Consider the following 7,270-nt stretch of genomic DNA (forward strand, 5'->3'; position numbering starts at 1 on the left):
TAAATATGGAGTATCGTGGGGGAACATGTGATAATGCAGATATCCAAGATAAAGAATCTGGCATTTATGCGCTGTTTGAATTTCTTGCACTGTATGATCTAACTAATGAACATAAATGGCTGGAGGCTGCAGTTGGTGCTGCTGACTATGATGAGCATTATCTCGACTTTGCAAAGTTTATTTATAAGAATACGCGCCAGTCTAATGATGTAGATGGAAGTATTGGATATATAATCGGATATATAAGCGTTTTTACAAATAAGCTTTATAGAAATCCAAACATAAAGGAGGGGTGTCTTTATGTTAAAAACGGCAAAGGTGACTGTACATCCAGACTATAAGATTGCTAAAGTAGAGAAGCGGCTTTTTGGTGCATTTTTAGAGCCCATAGGCAATTGGGTATATGGGGGTATATATAACCCCAAACACCCATCGGCAGATGAGATGGGATTTAGACAGGATATACTGGAGGCAGTAAGAGAATTTGGAATGCCCGCTGTACGCCTTCCCGGAGGCAACTGGATTTCAGGGTGGGAGTGGAAAAATTCCATAGGGCCGCTGGAGAATAGGAAAGTGCAGTTGGACCTAGCATGGTTCCAGATAGAGCCCAACATCGTTGGTCTTGATGAATATTTGGAGTGGACGAAGAGGGCCAATACCGAACCCATGTTTACCATAAACCTTGGAACTGATGACTTAAAGAGCGCAGCGCATTTGGTTGAGTACTGCAGGCATGAGGGAGGGACTTACTGGTCTGAGCTGCGCAAGAAATATGGGCATCCGGAGCCATATCCCATTAAGATATGGTATTTGGGGAACGAGATGGATGGTCACTGGCAAATAGGTTCATGGGAGAAGAACCCTGTAGGATTTGGCATTTTGACCCATGAGGTTTCAAAGGTGATTAAGTGGATTGATTGCAAAGCGGAGACTGTTCTATCGGGGGTTTCGGATTATTCTAAGCATTTTCCTGAGTGGTTGATGGAAGCGCTGGAGCAATGCTATGAATCCGTTGATTATGTGTCTGTACACTATTATCATAGTGCTCCCGAGGGGGATATCGCCAGTTATTTGAACGTATCTTCCGTGATAGAGGAACGCTTAAGGGCTATATTTGCAATTTGCGATTATCTTCAGGCCAAGATTGGTACACCAAAGAAGATGTACATTTCGTTTGATGAATATGGAGTCATGTTTGGCAGGCAAGGTGAAGTGACATATGGGCGTAGGGGTTGGAAGGATGCCAGCAAGGTTTTCATGCAATTTAGGCCTAGGGAGGAAAACGTGTTTATCAAACATGAACCTGATAAATTTGTAAGGAGAAGGCGCACTTCGTATCAGATGTTAGAAGCGTTGGGCGTTGCTTCGATACTGCTTACTTTCATCCGGAATGCCGATCGGATTAAGATAGGATGTATGACTGGGGGATTAGGTGGTGCGATAGCATTTGATGGGGAGCACGTTTGGAAGAATGCATCGTACTATCCATACTATCAGATGAACAGGTTGGCAGCAGAAGGTATGTCTATTTTACCTGTAGTAGATGGGCCGACGTTCAATACGCAGCAGTATGCTCTTAACGATTTCAATCAATGCCATTCTTATGAGGATGTACAAGCAATAGAGGCAGCAGCTGTGCATCACGAGGAAAAGGGAGAAGTGGATGTGTTTATAATCAACCGTTCAGTTGAGGACGACATTGAGGTTAGTTTGGATGTGCGAGGTTTTGAAGGTTATGAGCTGGTAGAGCATGTGGAGATGTATACAGACGATATAACTAAGGGGAACAGCTTTGAATCTCCCGAAGTCATCGTGCCGACGTTGAACACAAAGACAAGGATGGAGGACGGTAAGGTTATCGCTCTGACCAGGAAGTTATCGTGGAATGTAATCAGATTAAGCAAGAAGAGCGGCTGACTAGGGTAGGGTTATAATGGAAAATGAAAAAGAAGGGGGAAAGGGTATGTTGAGGAGGGTAGTTGTTGAAAATGGGATATTGGAGGGGCTTCCTGCGGCCGATCCGAGGATAACAGTGTTTAAAGGAGTACCATTTGCTGCACCGCCTGTAGGTGAGTTAAGATGGCGTCCGCCGCAGCCCTGCAAGGATTGGGAAGGCGTCTACAAAGCCTATACTTTTGCTCCAATTTCGATACAGGCGACTCCCGGTCTGAACCCCGACAACATTTATACCAAGGAATGGCATGTAGATCCCAATGTTCCGATGAGCGAAGATTGCCTGTATTTGAATGTATGGACGCCGGCGAAGCGGCCGGATGAGAAATTGCCGGTGATGGTTTGGATTTTCGGTGGAGGATTGCAGGTAGGGTATACTTCGGAGATGGAATTTGATGGTGAACGCATTGCACGGAGAGGGATAGTATTTGTAAGCGTTAACTATCGATTAAATGTGTTTGGGTTTTTTGCTCATCCGCAGATATCGGCTGAGAATCCGAATGGGCCGAAAGCCAATTTTGGGCTGTTGGACCAGTTGGCAGGGATTGCCTGGGTAAAACGGAATATAGCAGCATTTGGAGGGGATCCGGACAACATTACGATATTTGGGCAATCTGCGGGGGGTGGCAGCGTAACAGCCCATATAACTTCGCCTGTGAGTAAGGGGATGTTCCAGAAAGCCATCATTCAAAGTGGGGGAGGCTTTGCACCACCGCGGTTTAATCAGGGGTATCCTTCGTTGGAAGAAGCAGAAAAAATGGGGGAAGAATTTTTCAAATATTTGGGTGTAGATTCTTTGGATGAGGCTCGTAAGATAGATGCAATGGAGCTTTTTGAGAAGGCTAAATCATTTGAAGGTAGATGGGGTTTTGTAAGGGATGGGTATTATATAGTGGACAACCCGGTAAAGCTGATAATGGAAGGGAAATGGCATAAAATTCCCTTGATTATGGGGCACACAGGGAATGAGTTTGTGGAGAAGCCAAATGCAAAGACGGTAGAGGAATTTAAGGATTACGCTTATAAGAAGTATCAAGAGGATGCAGAGGAATATTTAAGATTATGCAAGGTAGAAAATGATGATGTAGAGGAGATGTGCAACAAAGGCGCAGTTAATATGTTTGAGATAGGGAACCTTATGTGGTGTGAGTATAATGCAGAGAAGAAAGATACTACCATATACTGTTACCGTTTTGATCCCGAGATACCAGGGGATGACGCTGGTTCATTTCATTCATCGGAGCTGTGGTTTACTTTTGAGACGTTGGCAAAATGTTGGAGGCCGTTTGTGGGGAAGCATTATGATCTAGCGCGGCAGATGTGCAACTATTGGACCAATTTTGCGAAGAAGGGGGATCCTAACGGGTTAGATGCTGATGGTACGCCGATGCCTGAGTGGCGGCCCTACACGAAGGAAGAACCTTTTATAATGCTGTTTGGAGACAGGCCGGGCAAGGACCCCGACAGGCCCACAGAGCTTATGAAATTGATGGTGAAGCATTATTTTAAGAGGCTCAGGATATGAGTTGATGGATTCCTCCAGGCAGGCGGTGTATGCCCGTTTGCCTGAAGGGAATAAAGATTATTTAAGCAGTTTTCGGGTTGGGACCGGTAGGGTTGATGGCTGTGGCGGTAGATTTAGAGGATATAAGGATATGAACAATTAAGCCCATTTCTGGTGAAGAAGAGCCACATAGACTAGAAAGGAGCAGCATTGTTTGTTAATGTACTGAATTTTGGACAGTCTCTTTGCAAGAAATGGAGGAAAAAATATGTTTACGTAGAATATAAAAAAAAGATATATTCAACTTTGGTTTTAAGGAAGTTTTTATTTCCGACGAAAAAAGAGGAATGATAGGAGGGTGTTGTTCATGGCTTATTTGCTTGGGATCGACATTGGTACTTCGGGGACAAAAACAGCCCTGTTCGATGAGTTGGGGAATACTGTGGCCAGCGTAACCAAAGAATATCCGCTTTATCAGCCGCAGATAGGCTGGGCAGAACAGGAACCGGAAGATTGGTGGAATGCAGCGGTTGAGAGCATCAGAGAGGTATTGGCAAAAAGCGGAGTTAATCCTTCTGATGTCAAGGGTATTGGCTTGACAGGACAGATGCATGGTATGGTGCTTTTGGATAAGGAGGGCAAGGTATTAAGGCCTGCCATAATATGGTGCGATCAGCGTACTCAGGAGGAATGCGACCAAATAACTGAGATCATAGGTAGGGAGAGGCTAATTGAGATTACTGCTAATCCCGCATTGACGGGGTTTACCGCTTCTAAAGTGATGTGGGTGAAAAATCACCAGCCCGAAATATTTGAAAAGATCAACAAGATTTTGCTTCCCAAAGATTACATAAGGTACAGGCTTACCGGTGAGTTTGCCACCGAAGTATCCGATGCCAGTGGCATGCAATTTTTGGATGTGCCCAAGAGAACCTGGAGCCGCGAAATAGTGGATAAGCTGGGGATTGATTTCGATTGGTTACCAGATGTGTATGAGTCGCCTGAGGTAAGTGGTAAGGTAAGCCAGGTGGCTGCTCAGCTGACGGGGTTGCTCCCCGGTACTCCAGTCGTGGGTGGTGGCGGTGACCAGGCAGCCGGTGCCGTAGGCAACGGTATAGTCAAGCCAGGAGTTATTTCGTCCACCATTGGGACCTCAGGCGTGGTTTTTGCCTACATGGACCAGGTGAAGATAGACCCTAAGGGCAGGGTTCACACGTTTTGCCATGCCGTGCCCAATACCTGGCACGTTATGGGCGTAACGCAGGGGGCTGGCCTGTCGCTTCAGTGGATGCGCAATAATTTTGGCGGCATGGAGCGTGAGCTTGCCAAGTTTATGGACGTAGATCCATATGTGTTTATGGATGCTGAAGCTGAAAAGGCAGTGCCGGGTTGTCAAGGGCTCATATACCTCCCGTATCTCATGGGGGAGCGTACTCCTCACCTTGATCCCTATGCCAAAGGCGTTTTCTTCGGCCTGTCGGCAAAACACGGTAGAAATGAGATGATCCGCGCCGTCATGGAGGGGGTAGCCTATAGCCTCAGGGATTGCCTTGAAATAATAAAGGAGATGGGCGTTGAGGTGTCAGAAGTGCGGGCCTCCGGTGGCGGCGGCAAGAGCAAGCTGTGGAGGCAGATACAGGCCGACGTGTTCAACAGCCCCATCACCACCATCAATTCCACCGAAGGGCCTGCTTTTGGTGCTGCATTGCTGGCTGGCGTTGGAACAGGCGTATACAATAGCGTGCCTGAGGCATGCGAAGCGGCCATCAAACGCGTAGGAGTGCAGCAACCCATTGAGGCCAATGTGAGAGTATACGATAGATATTATGAGGTGTATAAGGAACTTTACTATGCTTTAAAGGACAGCTATTTGAAGGTTGCTCGCATCGAGCGGGAGTTGAGCGGCCAAGCATAATTATTGCCAGGTGTTTTAAGATGGAATGGATTGAGAAGTGGTTTCCGCGTACTGGCAAGTGTGCCATTGAAGGAATACGGCTTGCCGTTTTGAATTCGATTTTGCTGGGAGGGGGCGGGACGGTTGTCTTTTTGTTGTTTGAAGCGGTGGAGCTGTTTAGAAAATCAGGCATCCCCATCCCCTTGCCAGTATGGCTGGTAATGGTACTATTGATTATGCCGTATTATGTGTTGATGTTTCAGTATGGCAAGGCCTTTGGGGTCTTAAGCTCTTCAAAAAGGCCTGTTGCCGGCTTTGCGGTGGGTTTATTGGGGCAATTGCCTTCCGTGTTGCTGCTGGCAGTGTCAATCGATGTAGAGCTCTACAGATATATCTCATCCCATGTATGGCGAGCATTATTCACCATGATGCTCATGATCGTCTTGGTAGCCCCTGTCATGGTGGGGCTTGGCTCATTGGATAACAATGATAAGGGAAATGTAAAAAATAATTAAAGGGAGCATTTGCTGCTCCCTTTAATTTTACTCCGTTTTAAACTTGCTGATGGCTTGCATCAGCTCCTGGGCGGCATAATTTAACTCCTCAGCGTAGGAGGCTAGTTGTTCTATACCCGACAGCTGTTCTTCGGTGGATGCCGTTACTTCCTGGGATGATGCTGCTGCCTCTTGCGACACAGCAGATATGTTTTGCATTGCCAATACCGCCTGGTTTTTATCGTTTTCCATTTCATTGACGCGCTGTATTATCTGCTCAACCCGGTTGGCAAGCGCTTCGGCCGATGCTGCTATCCGTTTGAAGGCCGAGATGGTGGTGATCACAGCTTCATTCTGAGATTTTACAATATCCTCTGCGTTTTTAGCTCGCTTGACGGTCTGAGCGGTTTGCTGCTGTGTGTTTTTGATGATGGTAGTGATCTCGCGGGTGGCAGCCATCGATTGCTCGGCCAGCTTGCGTATTTCATTGGCCACCACGGCAAATCCCTTGCCCATCTCTCCGGCTCGCGCAGCTTCTATTGCCGCGTTTAAAGCCAGAAGGTTGGTCTGGTCGGCTATGTTGTCGATTACTTTTGTTATCTTGCCTATGGCCTGGGAATGCTGGTTGAGCATATCTATGTCTGCCAATATCTCTTGAGTTATAACGGTGGTCTGGCTAGCTTTCTGTTCTAGCTGATCCACCGCATCAAGCCCTTGTTGGGTTAAATTTAAGGTCTCCTTGGACAAATTGTGAATTTCTCTAGCATTTTCTGAAACGCTGGTTATTTTTGCGGCCAGCATGTCCATCTTTTGAACGCCCTGTTCTGCATCGGTTGCCTGCTCTGCTGCTCCTTGAGCTATTTCCTGAACGGCTCTGGCAATTTCGTGAGATGATGCCGATAGCTGCTGCGAGGTTGAGGCTACCGTTGACGATGATTCGACGACTTTATGCGCAAGGTTAGTAGTTTGCTGTATGAGCAGGCGCATGTTGGCTATCATTGAATTTATGCTTTTGGTCAATATGCCCAGCTCGTCCTTGCGCCTTGACACCAGATTGACTGTAAGATCGCCCATGGCAACTTTTTCAGCGGCGCTGATGATTCGCCCTATGGTTCGGCCCATGGTGCCTGACATGTATAGGCCGGTAATCAGGGCCACTATACAGGCGAATATCATCAGCATGATGGTGGTTCTAGCAATATTCTGCGTAGCGGCTAATAACACTGAGTTTGGAATAAGGCCTACTAACGTATATCCGGTTTCTCCAACTTTATTATAGATCATCAACCATTTTTCGCCATGATGGTCTACTTCTTTATAACCCGAAGGTTCTTCGGAGGATATTATATCCTGATAAAAGTCATGTTCTGTTATGCTATGGGAGCTTACCGATTCATCTTCTTCTATTTGCTCGCCAATTTCCGA

General features: G+C 46.6%; 6 protein-coding genes and 1 pseudogene. 6 read left to right on the plus strand and 1 reads right to left on the minus strand.

Annotated features, from left to right (window positions below):
- The 6 genes and pseudogenes from FWJ59_RS06710 to FWJ59_RS06735 form a co-directional block, all read left to right on the plus strand.
- Positions 1-341 (plus strand): annotated as a pseudogene (locus FWJ59_RS06710) (hypothetical protein); the annotation flags it as partial.
- Positions 301-1,917 carry an alpha-L-arabinofuranosidase C-terminal domain-containing protein gene (locus FWJ59_RS06715; RefSeq protein WP_414481196.1) on the plus strand — a complete coding sequence of 539 codons (1,617 nt, stop codon included), beginning with the start codon at positions 301-303 and terminating at the stop codon, positions 1,915-1,917. The pseudogene FWJ59_RS06710 and the gene FWJ59_RS06715, both read left to right, overlap by 41 nt.
- Before the next feature lie 46 nt (positions 1,918-1,963).
- Positions 1,964-3,478: a carboxylesterase/lipase family protein gene (locus FWJ59_RS06720; protein ID WP_414481197.1), complete on the plus strand. Its 1,515-nt coding sequence runs from the start codon at positions 1,964-1,966 to the stop codon at positions 3,476-3,478.
- Between the two features lie 4 nt (positions 3,479-3,482).
- The gene (locus tag FWJ59_RS06725) at positions 3,483-3,620 is read left to right on the plus strand and encodes a hypothetical protein (RefSeq protein ID WP_414481198.1); all 138 of its coding nucleotides are present in this window, start codon (positions 3,483-3,485) and stop codon (positions 3,618-3,620) included.
- A gap of 204 nt (positions 3,621-3,824) precedes the next feature.
- Positions 3,825-5,372, plus strand: coding sequence for a xylulokinase (gene xylB / locus FWJ59_RS06730; RefSeq protein ID WP_414481199.1), 1,548 nt, complete (start codon positions 3,825-3,827; stop codon positions 5,370-5,372).
- Positions 5,373-5,392: 20 nt separating this feature from the next.
- Positions 5,393-5,866, plus strand: coding sequence for a hypothetical protein (locus tag FWJ59_RS06735; RefSeq protein ID WP_414481200.1), 474 nt, complete (start codon positions 5,393-5,395; stop codon positions 5,864-5,866).
- Between the two features lie 27 nt (positions 5,867-5,893).
- Here FWJ59_RS06735 and FWJ59_RS06740 read toward each other — a convergent pair.
- Positions 5,894-7,270 (minus strand): methyl-accepting chemotaxis protein (locus FWJ59_RS06740; RefSeq protein WP_414481201.1); only part of this gene is annotated, 1,377 nt, incomplete at its 5' end.

The organism is Caldicoprobacter sp. (assembly GCF_047459465.1).
Classification (GTDB): Bacteria; Bacillota; Clostridia; order Caldicoprobacterales; family Caldicoprobacteraceae; genus Caldicoprobacter.